This is a genomic window from Paraburkholderia sp. BR10882 (genome assembly GCF_040948855.1).
GTDB lineage: Bacteria > Pseudomonadota > Gammaproteobacteria > Burkholderiales > Burkholderiaceae > Paraburkholderia > Paraburkholderia nodosa_A.
This window is the reverse complement of the sequence record NZ_JBFPKP010000015.1, coordinates 78,035-94,919: the sequence shown is the minus strand read 5'-3', so window position 1 is coordinate 94,919 and position 16,885 is coordinate 78,035. Positions and strand designations below refer to the sequence as shown.

The window sequence follows — 16,885 nt, the reverse complement described above, 5'->3', positions numbered from 1 at the left end:
ATAGGTGCCCCACGGAAGAAAGTATTTGAAGGGTATGGTCAAGTTCGCCAATGTCTGGCTCGAGGATTGCAATTATCTTGGCAGACGTTGATAGCCGGTGCGACTTTGTGGATAGTCGAAAGAGGGCATCTGGGTGGGGCCCGCTGTACCGGCATAGTGCAGGATTGATCAGTCGCACCGGACCCATGGCGCCCAGGCAGCTTTCACCCGCAAGCACACGGAAACGCTCCGTCAGGCGCCCCCAATGGGACTCACAAAACGAGGGTCCCGATTTCAACCACAACGCATAAGATAAGCGAAAATCCTCGAAACCGGTACGTCAATCTCTACCTGATTTCCGCCACTCTCCTGGCATTCGCGAGTGTCTTCATTTCCGCAAACGACGGGGGAATCTCCCGTTTCGCGTTGCACGGCACAGACCGGCGCCGAACCGGCATTTATGTTGGCGGGCCCCATCTGCCGCAGGATTCCGGCAAAAGGGATGCTACCCAACCGTATGACCGCGTCTGGTCCGATACTCCGTCGGTGTCGTGGAGAGATGTTTGCGGAACAGTTTCGCGAGCCGTCCGCCAGTGCCAAGCCCGCATCGTCGCGCAATCTTGTCGACGGGTAGGTCGGTATCGACCAGCAAGCGACAACTCATATTGATCCGCATGTGGAGCAGGTAGTCCGAGGGAGTGATGCCCATTTCGATCTTGAAGCGACGCAAAAAGTTGCGTTCGCTCATTGCGGCGACCTGTGCCGCGTCTTCTATCGTCACCTGGCGATCACCATTGGCTTCCAACCAATGTACGGATGCCTGGATGCGCAGGCTCACCCGGCCTGAGACATTCGTGCGGATCGCCGCGGTAGGACCGGTCCGCGGGTGACGCGGCATGACCTGGCGTGCCACCTCACGTGCAAGATCGCTTCCGAGGTCCAGTTCGATCAGCAAGAGTGCCTCTCGCAGGGGGGCAGTGTTCGTGTCCGCGAACTCGTTTTCGATAAGGCGGTCCCGAGCGTTTGTTCGCATCGCGCAATCTAACGCGCTGCCGGCCCACTCGATTCCTGCCGCTTCTAGCAGCGCTTTGCCTTCCCCGATCGGAACGACAGCCTCGCAGCGCGAGCATTCGAGGCGCAGCCAGCGTAACACGCGCTCATCGCGCAGCACGTGTCGCAGTGCAACTCCGCCAGCAATGAACAGCGTGTGAAATTTTCCGGCATGATGCCGATCCTCAACCCTGTCCGTCCAGACAGACACGGAGGATGAACTTTCGACACGCCCGCCGGTAATGGATAGCAGGGAAACATCGTATTCGGCATGTCCATTGCCGGCATAGTTCGCGTGTGCCAGCGCATTGGCTGACTGAAACAACTCAAGCACGGACGCCAGTCCGGAAAGCGAAAAGCCGCTACAGAGGAATGCTCCAATCTTCCTGGCTGTGCCCGGTTCGGGCGAGGCACAAAACTCCACGACGCGACTTCGTTGACCGCCACCTCCGCACTCCATCAGTACCCCGCTTTTCAATGGTCGTATTGGCTTACGTTGAGTCGAATACCCAAGCCAATGGAAAAAGAAGAAGAATCACCACACGTTCGTGAAGTGTCTGGCGGCATTCGCCGCATGCTGAACGCACTGCGCAGATTCAGAAATTATTTATGTATCTATTTTGAACTGAGATCGGATCATAAGCAATAAATATGCTATTCGCCACTATTGCTCGATATCTTTCGGGAAATGTGGCCCACCCAACAGTCAAGGTGTTGAAATACCTTATTGCGAGTGAAGCGCGAAAAGTATCCAGAATCGCAAATATCGCGGCAACTCATTCCGGCCGCATGCGAGTGCGCTCGCTGTGGTCATCTGTTACCGGCACGACCACTTACACTTGCCGATGCGGTGGCAAGGCAGTTACAGGCTCTCTGGCATAGCGCTGAAAGCCACCTGTATGAGCTCATCAAGGGAAGTGTCCACCCGGGGGCGAAGCCACGCACACGCTCGGCACGTCCGTGAGCGCATGACGGGCTTCGGGCAAACTACGGAAGATCAGCAACGCTGGCTGGGCAAACGGGAACGGCCTTACATCATCGTTGAGGGGGCGGGTGTCTCTGCGGGAGCGCGTTCCTACCATCGGCGCTCACATGACGTGAGTGCCTGCGGCGAAAACCGATGGGAAGCTGTCGTTGCTCAAGGTGTGCAGGCACGTGAGTGAGTCCACGCCGCGTACCGGTTTTTCGAGCACTAGGCTTGCACCACACTGCATGCCGGAGTTGATCACGGAATCAGGAGTATGCGGTGCAACGCACAACACGACGGGTACACCGGGCGCGCACTGCGAGAGGTGGGTAAGCGTCTCGTAGCGCACACCGTCGGGATCCGTCCAGTCGATAAGAAACAGATCGACCGACACATCGTCAAGCACCCGCCGCACGCCGTCATCGCTCCCCACTCCGAAACACAAATGCCCGGAGGCAGAAAGCATTTCGAGGGTTCTGTCTAACTCTTCGACATCGGATTCAAGGATTGCGATTTTCATAGGTCATTGGCACCCACAGGTGAAACGTAAGGCGGTGTTTCATCAACCGCCACACGGACCCACTTGATGATGCCCTTCCGGAAGGACCGCGCGCAATTGAATACCAGGGAGTCTACGCGATCTCGACCGTAAAAAGTGTCAGAATTAATAATTCCTGGGAATTGTCCTGGGGCACTCCCGAAAACCCTAAATTTTTATCTCCGGATGCCGATAGCACACCGATGCCCGTTTGTCGTAACAAGCAGGGTTCGCTATTTCTCATAATCTGGGAATGTCCGGCACCGAGCATCGCGGACAATCTCGCACGCGGGAACCTATTGCCCCTGCACCGATATTCCATGGCGCGCTCCTCTCCGTATTGAAGAAGACTCATCTCAGGTTTGCCGCGTTGTTGGAGAGGGGCGGTTTATCTGATGTCGCATCGGCATCCTTACGAATGTGGGCTGCCGGCTGCTGCTTCGCCGATTGTTCAATCTCGCGCGGCGTCAGCCGCTCGCCTCGAGTTGGGCGCGTTGACAGAGGCCGTCATTCGGTGGCATTGCAAGGCAAAGTGCGGCCGGATTGGATCGGGTAGCACAGAAAGGACCGCATGCGCTGCGGCTTGCTCCGCAACTGCCGTTCGCGCCCGAGCATGGGTTGTGGACTGATTTCGTTCCGATTACACGCGCTCGAAGCATTAACGAGCACTTGCTCCACGCCGGAACACTCCGGACTTTTCGCCTTCGCTGCCCAGATAACTGCGAAAACCTTCCGTGGCGCTCCTGCGCAGCGTTGGATTCGAATGCTGACGTCCGCTGCAGGAAGCTTTGACACAGCCTTCTCGCGGCGCTCTTGCCGCAGCATGTCCAGCCTCACTGCCATTTCGTCCGCGGCGCCACCACACGTGCTGCTCGCCGTGCAGCGCCACGAACGCCTCTTCCAGGCGCTGCATGCTGCCTTGGCTCGCGCCGGGCAACCCCGGCGCACTGCGCGATGCCGGCACTGAGTTTCGTGTGCCAGCGGCGGGCCGTATCGCAGGCCATGGCTACCTCGCGCTCAAGCCGCAGTTGCTTGATGTCGCGCAAACCGACTTGAGCCAACGATACAAGTGCACCGCGTAGTCGATGATTCGTCTCTGGGGACACGTGGCCGTGATAGCGCGCCCTGTCTTTCTTATTCTCGCCAGCCCCGGACAATGTGATAAAGCCACGATCGCTGGCCGCACATTAATTTGGGGATATGCTAATAGCATATCGCGGACTGCCCGGCTAAAAGGATAGCAGCATTGCATAAAATGCAGAAAGCATGTGTGTGACGATCGAAATTAAATGGAAGGGCATCAGTTAGCATTCGACAGGTAAAAAATACTGAAAATCTCCTCAAGGCCTACGCGAAGTAATCGCTAACACACTGTATTTAAATGCTTTTACGTGATCTCGAAAACTTTGGCTTTCTTGTCGATTAGTTCTAGTCCGACAAGACGTGTAACTATTTCGCCACCGATGGCGGGAAATGACTGTAAGTTAGGTACGATAGTGCCTTCGAGGAATTCGGCTCAATGAAAGCCGAAAATAGGTCTAATATCGGGGTGTGCGATGGTGAATTTCGTTAGTCACAGTATTGCTCGCGGTGGCCACTCAGGCGAAGTTCCAGTTCCGGGGTTGAGAAAGAGGATAATTTTTCTTCTCTTCTCAGGATTCCGCCTCTCCGAGGTTGCGACGGTCCTTGAGGTATTCCATGCAGCCAATCGCAACTCCTTACCCCATGATGCGAGGAGCGTCCATCCGCTCTACGACGTTCAACTAACGTCCCTCCAGGGCGGACGACTCGAGAGTTCATCGGCGGTGTCTGTCTGGACCGAACCTCTCGAACAAATGGATGAGGTTGGGCCAATTGATGCCCTGTTCATTGCCGGACCCGGAAGCAGTGCGCTGTCCGGCAACGAGACGACGTTGGAACGCATCCGGTTTGTCAGCAGCCAGGCAGCCAACGTGATCCCCATGGCAGACTCGAAGGTGCTGCTGACAATCGCGGGGGTTTCGGATCAGTTGGGCCAGTGGGCCGCCGGCAGAAAGGCCGACGACGGTATCGCGCGCAGGCCCGCTCACGCCTATATCGAACCATTCAACGGGCCAGTCCAGCGTGCGCTACAACTCATCAGGCAAGACCTTGGCGCAACTATTCCAAGGGCGATTACCGATATCACGGTGCCCGGTCGTCAAGAGATCGGATTGATGTCAGCAGCGCGTGAGCGCGCGTCAAACAGTGCGAGCGAACGCATACTCGAGTCTGCCCGATGGATCGAAGAAAACGGCGAAAGATCAGTCTCGATTGCAGAGGTCGCGCAAATCGCAGCGATGAGCGAGCGCAACTTTCTGCGCCGGTTCAAGATCGAAATCGGCATAACCCCTTCCGAGTACCTCATGTACTCCAGATTGGAGCTCTGCTGCCAGCTGCTGGTCGAAACCGACTTGCCGGTTGAAAAGATTGCCCGCCGCTGCGGATTGAGTGGTGGTGGCTCTCTCTCAAAGCTTTTCCGAAAGCACTTTTCACTGACGCCAACTGAATACCGAGAGAAAAAGAAACTGGCGTGACGCAGCGACTCGCTTTGCGGGCGGTGTTGGTATGCGTCGCTTTTTTTGACGGTTCGCTGCAGCTTGTTGAATTTCCGGCTCGTCTCCGAGACCGATGCGCGCCGGGAGTCCGGTGAGGATTTTCGCACAGGAAAAGGTGCGGTCGATCGTCGTTCAACCTCCTGATCGCTTCCGGTCATGCTCCATATCCGAATGCTCCACACGGTACTCGGTTGGCGTGAGTTGAAGATGTTCGCGAAAGAGTTTCGATAGTCTGCCCCCGCCGTTTATCCCGCTGCGTCGCGCAATCTTTTCGACCGGAAGACGGGTCTGCGCAAGAAGCCGACATGCCATGTCGAGGCGGACTTTCAGTAGATACTCCGAAGGCTTCATTCCCACCTCCTGCTTAAACCGCCGCAGGAAATTACGACTGCTCATAGCGGCGATTTGCGCTACCTCGTCCAGCGAGATATCCCGATTGCCATTCGCACAGATCCAATGTGCTGCATCCTGAATCGGTTGACTGAGTGTCGCTGCGATACCGCGTCGGATGTCATCCGTCAAACCCGGGCTGAACTGTGGATCTATGGACTTCGCAATTTGCGTGGCAATAACATCGCCGTGTTCGCCTTTGATGACCGCGACCGCAGCCGAAATCGCACCGTCGGCGGAAATCACCTGAGTCTGGCGATTCTTGCAGGGATGACTGTTCAGGCTTGCAAGCGCGATATCGTGTGTCAATCTTCCCATCTGTGCGAGGGCAACGCTGCTCTCGCCAATCGCGACGAGCAGATCGCAGTTCTCCTGCACGCGATGCAACCACCTCGAAAATTGATTGTCTCGCAGTAAGTCGCGGATTCCACTACCACCGGAAAGCATAATCGCGCGGAACGAGTCCGCGGCAACGAGGCTCTCAACGCTATCCGTCCAGACACATACCGAAGACGAACTGGTTATCCTGCCGCCCGCCGAAGAGAGGAGTCGTACGTCGTACCGGACAGCGTGTGTCTCATGCCTCATCATGGCCGCGTTCAAGGCACGGAAAGCTTCGACAATGATAGCCATATCGGCCAGTGCAAATCGATCGCATAAGACAAGACCGATTTGCCTTTGCTCCCCACCTTGGTATTTGCCCGGCTGCAACGTCCCGGAATTCCCGATCAAAGGCCCCATCTTCATCCCATTTTATTGAAAATCTTTATGACCGATCCGACCTTCGGCCTCACGACCGGATCATCCTACTTAGCGAAAATTATCGAAACGCGACTGTGGCGAGATCAGTCGCAGTTTTATCTGTTTTCGACAATTCAATCGCTATCGTCCCGTGGTCTAACATACCGACCGATAGCTTCGACTATAACTGCGCAAGTCGAACGTGCAAGTGGCTGTAGCGATGCGGTCGCTGAGCGATATCCGACGTTTCAATCAGGAGAATGGCGGAATTGAAGAACGTTTTGGCGATGTGGGGGAAGTATTCCCGATGATATAGTCGCGCAGCATACAGAGACAATAAACTGGCCGGCTGTCCGGCCTTTTCCTCTTCATAGACTGGATCGAGCCGGGAACGTATCGGAAGAGACCTTCTGCCAAACCCAAAGTCAGTCCAGGTGGACGGATTTTTATAGAGTCGTACATTCATAGGGTTGCAAGATGAAATACAAGATCGCTGCCGCAGCAGTTCTATCTGCTACTTTGACGACGGCAGCCCAGGCGCAAAGTAGCGTCACCCTGTATGGCCTAATCGACGCCGGCTTCACATATGTACGGGGCGGCGCCAATACGTGGCAGGTGAAGAGTGGAACGGTCAATGGCAGTCGCTGGGGGTTGCGTGGTTCGGAGGACCTTGGCGGTGGCCTGAAGGCAATCTTCACTCTGGAGAACGGCTTTAGTATCGCGAATGGTACTGCCGGGCAATCCGGGCGCATGTTCGGAAGACAAGCGTTTGTCGGTCTCGCGAGTGATCAGTATGGGGCAGTGACGATTGGCCGGCAGTACGATAGCGTGGTTGACTACCTCGCGCCTCTCTCAATCACAGGTAGCCAATACGGCGGCACGATCGCCGCGCATCCATTCGATAACGACAATCTGAACAACTCAGTCAGATTCAATAATACGGTCAAATACACCAGCCTCAAGTACGCAGGATTCAAATTTGGCGCTACCTATTCATTCTCGAACAGCTCGCAGTTCGCGAACAATCGGGCCTATAGCTTTGGCGCGTCCTACGCGTGGAGTGGCCTTACCGTAGCCGCCGGCTACCTCCAGTTGAACAACGACATTACCTCGACCGTGTTCGGGAATAGCGGGCCGAGTTCCAGCGCAAGCGGCGCACAGACCGGTGAGTGGACCTTCCTTGCTGGTCGGCAACGTACCTTCGGTGGTGGGTTGAGCTACGCATTTGGTCCAGTTGTCGCCGGCTTGGTCTATACGCAAACCAACCTGTCAGATGCGCTCGGCGGCGGAATCTCCTCGCGCCAATCCGGTGCGTCCGGCGGCATAGCTTTCCGCGCTAATAGTGCGCGCTTCCAGAATTTTGAAGGTAACGTGCGTTACGCGTTGTCGCCGGCTATTAGCTTCGCCGGGGCGTACACCTATACGCGTACTGACCTTGGCGGTGGCGTGAATCCGATCTACAACACCGTATCAGCACAGGCAGACTATGCGCTGTCCAAACGCACCGATGTTTATCTGCAAGGAAACCTCCAGCACGTCAGCCGGAATTCCGGCCACGTGTCGGCATATCTGAACGGGCTGAGCGCGGACTCGAACACACAGAAGCAAGGCACGGTCACGATCGGCATGCGCCATCGGTTCTAGACCTCGCAGTTTCTTCGAAAGATCAAGGCGCCTCCCGGCGCCTTTTTTTGTGTCACTCTGCTTCTCACCTGTCCGTCCTCTTTTGTTCGCCCTGAGTGATTTGCTACCGGAAATGGGAAGTCGCGTCTTTGGATGAAAAGATAACGTAGTATCGCGAACCAAATTTCGATGAATAGAATATATGCTGATATCGCAGATCAAGATTTACAGATGCGCATCAGACGGCCAATTCATTGGCGGGTTCAGACAGGGTTATTGCGCCATTCGAGAAAGAAGTTATGATGCGACGCAACGACGATGATTCACCCACGGATAATTTTGATCCGAAAGATGAGCTGTCGGATCGATTAAGATTGACGATCGCAAAGTGCGCACTTGCCGGTCTCAGTGTTCAAGGAATTTCTCACCTCGTCTCGAAGGTGTGCGGATTTATTGTGATCGGACCAGCACCTTCGAGCCGCGTGGTGGCGCGTGTTGTCGATAGCTCGCTTCAAATTGCATTTGGCGGTGCGAATAAGTGCAAGGCACCCAGGAAAGGCTTAACCCGTCTGGGAAGCGCTCCGATGCGTCAGTGATCGACAGGGGATCCATATGAGTACTCGGGTGAGCAGCGTGGCGGCTATCAAAGACTCCGCACTGATGTCTGTATCAGGCGGCGATGGAAGCAATGCGATGCGAGCGACCACAACCGACATCTTTTTGAATTATCGAAATCGTCCAGCGAGAAAGGCACAGCGGGAGGCACGAATTGAAGGACTGATGCGGGTATCCGCTAGAAATCTCGAATTGGCCTGTGGAAATCGAGTGTCAACAGCGGAAGCGGCACAGCGCGCGGCCATGAGTGAGCGGACCTTCCTGAGGCGTTTCAAGCAACCATTAGGGGTGTCTCCACGGGAATTCTTGCGACGTGCTCGTCTTGAGAGGGCGCGCTCGCTGCTCGCACAAACGGACCTGTCAATAGAGAAAATTGCGCGTCAGGCGGGATTTGTCGGGCGAAATTGCATGGCGAACCTGTTTCGCCGTCACCTTGCGACCACTCCGACTGAATATCGCGCTGGGGTGCGCAGCACAACAGGCGGCTTGTTCAACTGCCCAACGCAAGCAGGTGCGGTAGAAACGACCCACGTACAACTTAAGTCTGAAGTGTGACCAGGTGGGGTGCCACACCTGACGCAGCAATCATGTGATGTACCTCCTTCCATGTCGTGTATGAATTGATCTGGTGATCTACGGATCGCTAGCGCTCGCTTGCGTTAGATTAGGATACCGAAATTATGAACTCGATATTCAGAAGAGCCGTAGATGTCGGATTGATCGTTCTCGGATCAGTTGTCCCGCTTTTCAACGGTACGCTGGAAGGACCTGAACACCACGTATTTGATGGCTCGCTTGTTGCGTTCGCCGCGGCGCTGGCGTTATCCGTATTTCCAGCTTGCGGCATCTACGACTCTGGCTCGAGATATTCGCCGCTCAACCTGTTCAGCCGAACGGTTCTCGCGTGGATCGTTGTTCAGGGAGCGACAACGTTGTTGCTGTATGTCTTGCACAAGGCGCAAATCCTGTCGAGTCTGTGGTTTGCATACTGGACGGTTACGAGCGGCATCGGGCTTCTCATTTTCCGCGCGCTTACGCTCGCGATCTATGGAAAGATCGAGCGCGTCGCACGCCGCCGCCCCGCTGTGGCAGATGGTAGGGATCCTGCTCATAAGAGACAGGGCACGGTTGGGGCGGTCGTAAACCGGGTGATAAAGCGTGGTGTGGACATCCTTGGTGCCGCGGCACTGCTGATTCTGCTTTCCCCCGCGCTGCTCGGACTCGCGTGGTTGGTCAGGCGTGACGGGGGAAGTGCAATATTCGGTCATGTGCGGGTTGGCAGAAACGGACGACGCTTTAAGTGCCTGAAGTTCCGCTCGATGATTCCGAACGCGGACCTGGTCCTTAAAGAACTTCTCGCGCGGGACGCCGATGCCCGTGCCGAATGGGACAGAGAATTCAAGCTCAAAAATGACATTCGAATCACGTCAATCGGCCACTTTCTCCGCAAGACCAGTCTCGACGAGTTGCCACAGCTGGTGAATGTCCTGAAGGGCGAGATGAGCCTGGTGGGTCCGCGACCAATCGTCGAAGCCGAACTCACCCGCTATGGGGCCGATGTTGGCTACTACCTGATGTCCAGCCCCGGAATGACCGGACTTTGGCAGGTCAGCGGGCGCAATGACACCGATTATGCGACGCGCGTGGCACTAGACGTTGCCTACGTCAAGAACTGGTCGATATGGCGCGATGTATCGATTCTCGCCAGAACATTCAGCGTCGTACTGCGTGGTTCGGGGGCGTACTGATGTCAACAGCTGACCACCGTTGGTCCGATCCTGGTTCCGTGCCAACCGGCGGAAGCTAGCGGGAGTGGTGCGTTTCTTCGCTCAGAGGCGTCGCGCTTTCGTCGGGGGGCGGGGCAGGTGCATTACAAGTCTGATCTCTGGTCCGCTCGCCGTATTCGCATTATCGGATCGCGAGCATGCCAGAACTTCAACACAACAGATACGAGTGGACGAGTGTACGAAAGACGAATGCGAAGTGTGTCGCAAGGGGCGTGCTATTCCCCTGATAAGCTCCGCCGGGGGCGGAGCGGTTTGACACTAATGGTTTTGTCGGTGGCGGCCGCGCTGTCCGCGTGCTCACTTTCGCCGGGTATGCGCATGGAGCAGCCGGCGACGCTTGCAGCTGCCAGTCAGATCGGACCTGACGGAAAGAATGAGCAGACGGCGGCCCTGGGTGTACCCGTTACGAATATCGACATTGCGTTGATCCAGAAGTTGAGGGACGCGCAGGCGACTTCCCCGGACGGCACCTCGGCCGTCTCGGTGGTCCCGCGCCCGTACACAATCGGTCGAGGCGATGTACTACAGATAACGGTTTGGGATCACCCTGAACTCGCGGTCGCGGCCGGCGCGCAACCGCAGGCGACAACGCGCGCGGCCGACGCGCCGCCGGGCTTCGTCGTTGACCAGGACGGGACGTTGCAGTTCCCTTATGCGGGCAGAGTACGCGTTGCCGGTTTGCAGCCGGAGCAGATACAGGTGCTGTTGACGCAGCGGCTCAGCAAGAGCTTCCAGGACCCACAGGTCAGTGTGCGGGTCGCGTCCTACCGTGCGAAGCAAATCTATATCGAAGGCGAAGTACATACGCCCGGCTCACAGCCGCTGAACGATATTCCCATGACGTTCTACGATGCTGTCAGCCGCGCAGGTGGGTTCGAGTCAACCGCTGATCAGAGTCGCGTCGTCCTGGTGCGCAACGGCGTATCGGAGCGCATAAACCTGACGGAAATGGCGGTTCGGGGGCAGAACCCCTCGCGCATCCTTCTTCAGGATGGGGACCTGCTCCGTGTGCTACCGCGCGAAGACAGCGGCGTATATGTCATGGGGGAGGTGAACAAGCCTGTTACGGCTTTGCCTATGCGCGACGGGCGGTTGACGCTCAGCGAGGCAATCCTTCAGGCCGGCAGTATCAATTCAAACACTGCGGATGCGGCACAGGTTTATGTGATTCGTGGTGGAGTAAAAAAGCAACCGGAAATTTTCCATCTGGACGCCGCGTCTCCGGTCGCCATGATTCTCGCCAATCAGTTTGAGCTGCATCCGAAGGACGTTGTGTATGTCGATGGCAATGGCCTGGTGCGCTTTAGCCGCGTGTTGAGCCTCCTGTTGCCAGCCATCAACGCTGGTCTGACCGCCGCGATCGTCACGAAATAATGAACTCAATCCTGGTTGTTTGTGAAGGGAATCTCTGTCGTAGCCCGATGGCTGCCGCAATGCTTGGTTCGCTTCTCAAGGGGCAACAGGTAGCCTCAGCAGGGCTGAACGCACTCGTCGGGATGCCCGCTGCGCAATACGCGTGTGATGTGATGCGCGAACGTGGCCACGATATCACTGGTCATCGTGCGACGCAGATTGCGCGCTCCCTGTGTTCCTCGGCCGACGTAATTCTTGCAATGGATGGAGCGCAAAAACGTCAGATCGAAAGCCAGTTCTCCTTTACACGGGGCAGGGTGTTTCGCCTCGGTGAGTTTTTGGACATTGATGTCGAAGATCCATACCGCCGACCGAAATCGGAATTCGAGCGTTGCGCCGAACTGATTTCAGTCTGCCTGACTGAGTGGACGGCTCGCTTTAGTGCGCTGTGATCCGAGATATCCGGGGGCAACCCCGTCGTACGTTAAAAAGACATGACTAATACTCCTGTGCCAACGCCACAGACCGCAGACGATGGTGATCGAGACCTTGTTGTGGTGCTCGATACCCTGCTTGAGAACCGATGGCTCATCGCGACAATAACCGCGTGCTTCCTGCTGGCCGGTGTCGCGTATGCGCTTCTCGCAAAGCCAGTGTTTGAAGCGAGCATCATGGTCCAGGTCGAGGACAGTCCCGATACTTCCGCGGCGAAGAGTTTGCTCGGTGACATCTCATCGCTCTTCGACGTGAAATCCTCAGCTGCGGCAGAAACCCAGATCGTCGCTTCGCGCCTTGTAGTTTCGCGAACGGTCGATGCCTTGAAGCTCTATATCGATGCCCAACCGAAGCGCTTCCCTGTGATCGGAAGCTTTATCTCACGACACTATGACGGTCTTTCGCAGCCTGGCATCGCTGGCATTGGAGGCTTTGCCTGGGGAGGAGAGCGCATCGCAGTATCGCAGTTCGACGTCCCCCGGAAATACGAGCAGGACAGGTTCAAGTTGATCGTCCTCGACGCAAACCGGTACTCCCTGAGCGGAAGTGACCTCGACCAGGACTTCATCGGCCAGATCGGCCGCAAGGAAGTCATCACGACGCCGCGCGGCCCCATCGTGCTTCACGTCAATTTCATTGATGCGAACGCCGGCGCGGTATTCGTGCTGGTCCGAAATTCGAGGGAACGGACCATTGACGATATCCAGGACCGGCTGGATGTGCAGGAGAAGGTCAAGCAGTCGGATGTCGTCGTCGCGACGATCCAGGATACCGATCCGTTGTGGGTGAGTTCCACGATGAACGAGATCGGCCACCAGTACATCCGCCAGAATATCGAGCGGAAGTCTGCCGAGGCCGCGCAGTCACTTGACTTCCTGACGGGTCAACTTCCTGCCTTGAAGCAGCAGCTTGCTGATTCTGAGGCGAGGCTGACCAAATTCCGGAATGAGCGCGGTACGGTTGACCTTACCGAGGAAGCCAAAGTCGCGCTCGCGCAGTCTTCGGATGCGAAGACTCGTTTGCTGGAGCTCGAGCAAAAGCGCGCTGAACTTTTGACGCACTATACCGCGACCCATCCGAGCGTGATTGCCATCAACAGGGAGATCGCAGCGCTCGACGGATATGCGAGCTCGACTGAGCAGGAGATGCGTCGACTTCCCGATCTTCAGCAGGATTTTGTCCGGCTCATGCTCGACGTAAAGGTCAATACGGACCTTTACACGGCATTGCTGAACAATGTCCAGCAACTGCAACTTGTGCAGGCAGGCAAGGTCGGCAATGTCCGCCTCGTTGACGTCGCTGCAATTCCGGAGCTCCCTGTCAAGCCGAAGACGCCCCTCGTCGTAATCGCATCGCTCCTGTTGGGACTGCTCGTGGGGTGCGGAACGGCGATCGCACGTTCGATGTTGTTTCACGGAATCACCGACCATAACGAGATAGAGCGCCGTCTCGGCCTCAGTGTGTACGCGACGTTGCCGTATAGCGAGCACCAGAACGATCCTGGCGACGGAAAGAGAATGCAGAGGCGGGGCAAGGCGACACTGTTGTCAGTTGACTTTCCTGGTGAACCCGCTGTCGAGTGCGTGCGCAGCCTGAGAACCGCAGTGCAGTTTGCAATGCTCGAGGCGAAGAACAATATCGTGCTGATTGCAGGCCCAACGCCAGGTGTAGGGAAGACCTTTATTTCGACAAATCTCGCGGCGGTCATTGCGAGCGGTGGCAAGCGCGTCCTGCTTATTGACGGCGACATTCGACGCGGTCGCGTGCACGATTACTTCGGCGTTGCGCGTGCCGGTGGGTTGACCGATCTGATCGCCGGTCAAGCGGGGCTCGACGATGTTGTCCACCGTAATGTCGTAGACGGGCTTGATTTCATTACAACCGGGACGATTCCGAAGAACCCGGCGGAACTGCTACTTAAGCGCCGGTTGTCGACTGTGCTCGACGATCTGTCGAAGCAGTATGACATCGTGATCATGGATACTGCACCGATTCTGGCGGCGCCTGAAGCGGGTATTCTCGGCGGTTTCGCTGGTATCACCTTTGTTGTGGCACGCGCGGGGCTGACGCGTCTCGGGGAGATCGCGGAGTCGACCAAGCGCTTCTCGCAGAACGGCGTCAAGGTCAGTGGCGTGATATTCAACGGCGTCAACCCCCGTCTCGGCCAGTATGGCTACAAGTATGGCGGCTATCGTTATGTGGCGTACCAGTACGGTACGGCTGCGGAAGAGTGACGCGTGCACGCCTCAACGCGCATCGAGTCCGGCCTGTCGGGTCGACTTTGCCGGTTCTCACCCCGGAGGTAATTTAATGGTCAACCCGAGGGACTCGCTCATATCGCTCCTAGGTGTCGTGTCCGGGCAAGCGGCATTGTTCGCATGCATCTTCCTGATTGGCCGCTGGGACGGCCCTGGCGCTCTGGGGGAGTTCAACTACCAGCTTGCACTTGCGACGTTCGGCGGGGCGCTGCTAGGGCTAAGGTACGAGCTCGCGTGCGTCAGCGACAGTCCGCGCGAGTCCTTTGGCGCACTTGTCAACGTAATGGGTCTTGCGCTTGTATTGGCAACGCTGCTCGCAGGGGTCGTCGCTGTCGCTGGGCGCGCAGAATACTATGCGCTCGTGGGCTACGCATTCGCCGCGTTCGCGCAGATCGCCGCTGGCGCATTCCTGAACAGCATGCGGTGGTACGGCTGGATCACAGTCTCGAGGGTGGTCACAAATTGCGGCTTTCTCGCGTACCTGCTACTCGGTCAAGTCTGTACGGCTTGTGCAAAGGTTGGTCTCTTTGACGCGTACATGGTTTCGACGGCCAGCGTCGCGATTGTGATGGTAGCGGGGATCGCAGTGATCGGCAGCCGAAGCGGATACGCTTTCAAGCTGTCGCCCGGATTCTTTGCGGACAACAGGCGATTTGCTGCGTACATCCTGCCGTCGACGATCTGTGCGTCCGTGTTGACTTACGCGTTGGCAATTGTGATACCGCATTGGTATGGCGCGCACGTTGCTGGGTATTTCGCCCTCGCGTACCGGCTGGGATTCTTCCCCGTCTCGCTGATTGGCCAGAGTATCGGAGGGGTCTTTAGGCGTGATGCTATCGGTGCGATCGCTCGCGAAGATGCACGAAGTGCGTTGCTTAACGTCTACCGCATCTACGCGCGCTCGCTGGTTGGAATAGCAGCCCTCTACGCAATTGGCGGCCTTGTGCTATTCGACCCGGTCGTGACATGGGTCTTTGGATCGAAGTGGTACGGTGCCGTTCGATTTTTCAATAGCCTCGTACCGCTATTCGCGCTGCAACTCGTCTACGTCCCGCTTTCCCAGATCTTCCTCGCGACCCGTGCGCAGCGGACCGACTTCATGTTTCAGCTCCTGTCTGGCATCTCCCTGTTGACTGCTCTATGTATTGCGAGATGGTTCGACCTGTCAGCAGAAGCAAGCGTATTCACATTTTCGCTTGCAGGTGCAGCACTAATGGCAGGCGGAATAGGAATTACGTATCGCGTGCTCAACGCGAATCTGGTGCGGTTGAGCCCCGCTGCCTAATCGAGAAAGGGAAACGGAGATTTACCGATGATTCTGATAGTCGTTGACTCTCTCGAGAGATACTACTTCGCCGCGAGGCTCGTGCATGCCGTTAGAGGTGAGTATGACTTCCTGTTCCTGACGAGTGAGCCAGTTGCGCATCTTCGCCTGAAGTGTGCGGGGTACCGTTCATACTACCTACGCAAGGTCAGAAACCCCACACTGGAAGTGGACGAATCCTGCACAGAATATCCTTACGATCGCTCGATTGAGGTGCTAAACGGGCAGGTGAGCCGGGAACGCGCACGCGTAGAATCCTGCGCGGTGGTGCGTCGTGTGTCGTCGCTCCTGACACGGTTTAGCGTGACCCAGTGTTTTATGTGGAACGGTCAGCAACTGGTCTGCAGGGCTGTTTCTCACGCGTGCCTGGTACATGGGGTTCCACAGAGGTTCCTTGAGATATCCAATCTCCCCGGCAAGCTCTTCGTGGATTCGTCGGGTGTCAATGCACTTTCCATCATCTGTCGGGATCCGGCTGTGATTGATCGGCTCTCGTTGCCGGACGAGGAGACGCACCGGCGTTGGCTGATGCATTACGAAAGCGCCAAGTCTAGGCCGTTGCCCCAGGCTCGAACTTCGCTGAAGCGAAAGGTCGTCTCGGGAGTGAATTACGTTCTGAAGTTCGCGAGCTCGGGTGTTGGGCGTAAGCGTCTTGCAACCGTACGTGCACGAAATGGCGGTCGGAGACCAGTTGACATCAAGAACTACGTCGCCTCCGAGCTGTCGACGCAGCGCTACGTGTTTCTGCCTCTTCAGGTATCGGGCGATACACAGATCAAGCTGCACTCAGAGATCGATAACCTGGGGGCGATCCGGCATGCGTTGGAGTTCGCCGTTACGCAGGATGCTGCATTGCTGGTAAAACTTCATCCGGCCGAAAATGACGAGTCTGCGATCAGTGCAATAGAGGCTATGCGGGATAGGTGTCAGTTTACTCTGGTGTCGTCGCCGACGACTGATCTTATCAAGCATGCGCAGGCAGTCGTCACGATCAACTCGACGGTAGGACTCGAGGGATTGCTGTACGGAAAGCGCGTGATTTCACTGGGGCAATGCTTCTACAAGAACTTCGACCGGACGCGGCTGCTGAAATACATACATTCGTTCCTGATCGACGGAGTTGACTACTTCTCTTCGGGCGGGATTTCTCCGGAGGCCGCCCGCAAGGTATTTTCTATTGAGCATTGAA

Annotated in this window: 14 protein-coding genes; 11 read left to right on the top strand and 3 right to left on the bottom strand. The window is 56.5% G+C overall.

Translation table 11 applies throughout. The annotated features are described in order from the left end of the window. Positions 1–484: 484 nt before the first annotated feature. Positions 485–1,363 (bottom strand): helix-turn-helix domain-containing protein, encoded by an 879-nt coding sequence (locus tag AB3X99_RS29970; protein WP_368618971.1) that lies wholly within the window; start codon positions 1,361–1,363, stop codon positions 485–487. A 754-nt stretch (positions 1,364–2,117) separates the two neighbouring features. Continuing rightward, the gene (locus tag AB3X99_RS29965) at positions 2,118–2,516 is read right to left on the bottom strand and encodes a response regulator (RefSeq protein ID WP_069268914.1); all 399 of its coding nucleotides are present in this window, start codon (positions 2,514–2,516) and stop codon (positions 2,118–2,120) included. 929 nt (positions 2,517–3,445) lie between these two features. On the opposite strand from AB3X99_RS29965, the gene AB3X99_RS29960 reads away from it, so the two are divergent. Both AB3X99_RS29960 and AB3X99_RS29955 read left to right on the top strand, forming a co-directional pair. Then, entirely contained in the window at positions 3,446–3,616 is a 171-nt protein-coding gene (locus AB3X99_RS29960; protein ID WP_176733004.1) for a hypothetical protein, read from the top strand. 474 nt (positions 3,617–4,090) lie between these two features. After that, positions 4,091–5,089, top strand: coding sequence for a GlxA family transcriptional regulator (locus AB3X99_RS29955; RefSeq protein WP_368618970.1), 999 nt, complete (start codon positions 4,091–4,093; stop codon positions 5,087–5,089). A gap of 153 nt (positions 5,090–5,242) precedes the next feature. On the opposite strand, the gene AB3X99_RS29950 is transcribed toward AB3X99_RS29955, so the two are convergent. Further along, complete coding sequence (locus AB3X99_RS29950; protein WP_368607081.1) at positions 5,243–6,247, bottom strand: GlxA family transcriptional regulator; 1,005 nt, start codon at positions 6,245–6,247, stop codon at positions 5,243–5,245. A gap of 471 nt (positions 6,248–6,718) precedes the next feature. Between AB3X99_RS29950 and AB3X99_RS29945 the strand changes: the two genes are divergently transcribed. From AB3X99_RS29945 to AB3X99_RS29905, 9 genes are all read left to right on the top strand, one after another. Next, positions 6,719–7,885, top strand: coding sequence for a porin (locus tag AB3X99_RS29945; RefSeq protein ID WP_368618969.1), 1,167 nt, complete (start codon positions 6,719–6,721; stop codon positions 7,883–7,885). 278 nt (positions 7,886–8,163) lie between these two features. Next, positions 8,164–8,460: a hypothetical protein gene (locus AB3X99_RS29940; protein WP_368618968.1), complete on the top strand. Its 297-nt coding sequence runs from the start codon at positions 8,164–8,166 to the stop codon at positions 8,458–8,460. Between the two features lie 16 nt (positions 8,461–8,476). After that, the gene (locus tag AB3X99_RS29935; RefSeq protein ID WP_368618967.1) at positions 8,477–9,034 is read left to right on the top strand and encodes a helix-turn-helix domain-containing protein; all 558 of its coding nucleotides are present in this window, start codon (positions 8,477–8,479) and stop codon (positions 9,032–9,034) included. 125 nt (positions 9,035–9,159) lie between these two features. Continuing rightward, positions 9,160–10,227 carry a sugar transferase gene (locus AB3X99_RS29930; RefSeq protein WP_368607010.1) on the top strand — a complete coding sequence of 356 codons (1,068 nt, stop codon included), beginning with the start codon at positions 9,160–9,162 and terminating at the stop codon, positions 10,225–10,227. 300 nt (positions 10,228–10,527) lie between these two features. Further along, positions 10,528–11,640 (top strand): polysaccharide biosynthesis/export family protein, encoded by a 1,113-nt coding sequence (locus tag AB3X99_RS29925; RefSeq protein WP_368607012.1) that lies wholly within the window; start codon positions 10,528–10,530, stop codon positions 11,638–11,640. Beyond that, positions 11,637–12,071 carry a low molecular weight protein-tyrosine-phosphatase gene (locus tag AB3X99_RS29920; protein ID WP_342922299.1) on the top strand — a complete coding sequence of 145 codons (435 nt, stop codon included), beginning with the start codon at positions 11,637–11,639 and terminating at the stop codon, positions 12,069–12,071. Before AB3X99_RS29925 ends, AB3X99_RS29920 begins: the two co-directional genes overlap by 4 nt. A gap of 42 nt (positions 12,072–12,113) precedes the next feature. After that, the gene (locus AB3X99_RS29915; protein ID WP_368618966.1) at positions 12,114–14,348 is read left to right on the top strand and encodes a polysaccharide biosynthesis tyrosine autokinase; all 2,235 of its coding nucleotides are present in this window, start codon (positions 12,114–12,116) and stop codon (positions 14,346–14,348) included. Between the two features lie 76 nt (positions 14,349–14,424). Continuing rightward, positions 14,425–15,657, top strand: a complete 1,233-nt coding sequence (locus tag AB3X99_RS29910; RefSeq protein ID WP_368618965.1) for an oligosaccharide flippase family protein — start codon at positions 14,425–14,427, stop codon at positions 15,655–15,657. A gap of 27 nt (positions 15,658–15,684) precedes the next feature. Beyond that, entirely contained in the window at positions 15,685–16,884 is a 1,200-nt protein-coding gene (locus AB3X99_RS29905; protein WP_368618964.1) for a capsular biosynthesis protein, read from the top strand. The last annotated feature ends 1 nt before the right edge of the window (position 16,885 follow it).

Bases quoted from the DNA above. Each gene is read 5' to 3' on its own strand.
- AB3X99_RS29965 (WP_069268914.1), bottom strand. From the start codon at position 2,516: ATGAAAATCGCAATCCTTGAATCCGATGTCGAAGAGTTAGACAGAACC.
- AB3X99_RS29960 (WP_176733004.1), top strand. From the start codon at position 3,446: ATGCTGCCTTGGCTCGCGCCGGGCAACCCCGGCGCACTGCGCGATGCC.
- AB3X99_RS29955 (WP_368618970.1), top strand. From the start codon at position 4,091: ATGGTGAATTTCGTTAGTCACAGTATTGCTCGCGGTGGCCACTCAGGC.
- AB3X99_RS29950 (WP_368607081.1), bottom strand. From the start codon at position 6,247: ATGAAGATGGGGCCTTTGATCGGGAATTCCGGGACGTTGCAGCCGGGC.
- AB3X99_RS29945 (WP_368618969.1), top strand. From the start codon at position 6,719: ATGAAATACAAGATCGCTGCCGCAGCAGTTCTATCTGCTACTTTGACG.
- AB3X99_RS29940 (WP_368618968.1), top strand. From the start codon at position 8,164: ATGATGCGACGCAACGACGATGATTCACCCACGGATAATTTTGATCCG.
- AB3X99_RS29935 (WP_368618967.1), top strand. From the start codon at position 8,477: ATGAGTACTCGGGTGAGCAGCGTGGCGGCTATCAAAGACTCCGCACTG.
- AB3X99_RS29930 (WP_368607010.1), top strand. From the start codon at position 9,160: ATGAACTCGATATTCAGAAGAGCCGTAGATGTCGGATTGATCGTTCTC.
- AB3X99_RS29925 (WP_368607012.1), top strand. From the start codon at position 10,528: ATGGTTTTGTCGGTGGCGGCCGCGCTGTCCGCGTGCTCACTTTCGCCG.
- AB3X99_RS29915 (WP_368618966.1), top strand. From the start codon at position 12,114: ATGACTAATACTCCTGTGCCAACGCCACAGACCGCAGACGATGGTGAT.
- AB3X99_RS29910 (WP_368618965.1), top strand. From the start codon at position 14,425: ATGGTCAACCCGAGGGACTCGCTCATATCGCTCCTAGGTGTCGTGTCC.
- AB3X99_RS29905 (WP_368618964.1), top strand. From the start codon at position 15,685: ATGATTCTGATAGTCGTTGACTCTCTCGAGAGATACTACTTCGCCGCG.